Source organism: Methylopila musalis (assembly GCF_042679725.1).
GTDB classification, from domain to species: domain Bacteria; phylum Pseudomonadota; class Alphaproteobacteria; order Rhizobiales; family Methylopilaceae; genus Methylopila; species Methylopila musalis.
Map to the genome: position 1 here is coordinate 1 of NZ_JBHTMX010000383.1, position 980 is coordinate 980.

At 75.3% G+C, this 980-nt stretch carries 2 protein-coding genes; one reads left to right on the plus strand and one right to left on the minus strand.

Translation table 11 applies throughout. The features are described from left to right. Nucleotides 1-412, plus strand: a 412-nt coding sequence (locus ACFQ4O_RS17815) for a glutamate--tRNA ligase family protein (RefSeq protein WP_378777752.1), incomplete at its 5' end; no start/stop codon positions are given. A 31-nt stretch (nucleotides 413-443) separates the two neighbouring features. Here the strand turns inward: ACFQ4O_RS17815 and ACFQ4O_RS17820 are convergent. Continuing rightward, nucleotides 444-701, minus strand: a complete 258-nt coding sequence (locus ACFQ4O_RS17820; RefSeq protein ID WP_378777754.1) for a hypothetical protein — start codon at nucleotides 699-701, stop codon at nucleotides 444-446. Between the last annotated feature and the right edge of the window lie 279 nt (nucleotides 702-980).

Sequence of the window (980 nt, forward strand, 5' to 3'; positions counted from 1 at the left end):
CGCCGCGCGGCGGCTGCGCATGGGCCGCGCGCTCGCCGCGCTCGGCGACGCGCCGCTGACGTTCGAGGAGGAGGGGGAGGGCGCCGTCCGCGCCCGGCCCGAGGACTGGGGCGACGTGGTGCTGGCGCGCAAGGAGACGCCCACCAGCTACCATCTGGCGGTGGTGGTCGACGACGCCGCGCAGGGGGTGACCCATGTGACGCGAGGGCAGGACCTGCGCCGCGCCACCGACGTGCACCGCCTGCTGCAGGAGCTTCTGGGGCTGCCCGCGCCGCTCTACCGGCACCACCGGCTGATCTCGGCCGCGGACGGCGCAAAGCTGTCCAAGTCCCGCGGCTCGCCCTCGCTGCGCGCGCTCCGGGCCGAAGGCTTCACCCGCGACGACGTGATCCGCGCGATCGGGCCGCTCTAAGGGATGTGAGGGTTTTGCGCGGCCGAAACCGTCAGCGCGGCTGGCGCAGGGGCTCGTTCTGGAGCGCGGCGCGCACGAACTTGATCACCAGCCAGCCGCCGAGCGCGAAGCCGCCCGCCTCCAGCACATAGGCGCCGATCTCGCCGAGGCCGAGGAAGCCCGCGATCGCCCAGCCGCCGGCGACGGAGGCGGCGATGGTCTGGGCCGCGATCAGCACGGTCGCGGCCGCCAGCGTGATCACGCGCTTCGTGTCGATGGGGCCCTGGGCCGTGGTCGGAATGTCGGACACCGGTCTTCACCCTCTCGTCGCGCCGTGAGGGGCGCGTTGTAGCACGTCGCGCGGCCCAGTCGAGCGCCGCTTGCGGCCGCCGCCGCCCGCCGCTACCTCGGGCGGGAACAGCACGGGGAGCCACATGGTGGAGACGGCCACATCGGATCGGGGCGTGGTGGTCGCGCCGCACGGGGCCGCGGCCGCGGCCGGGCTCATGGCGCTGGAGGAAGGCGGGACCGCCCATGAGGCGGTGGTCGCCATGGCGGCGGCGACCGCCGTGCTGCACCCGCACCGGGC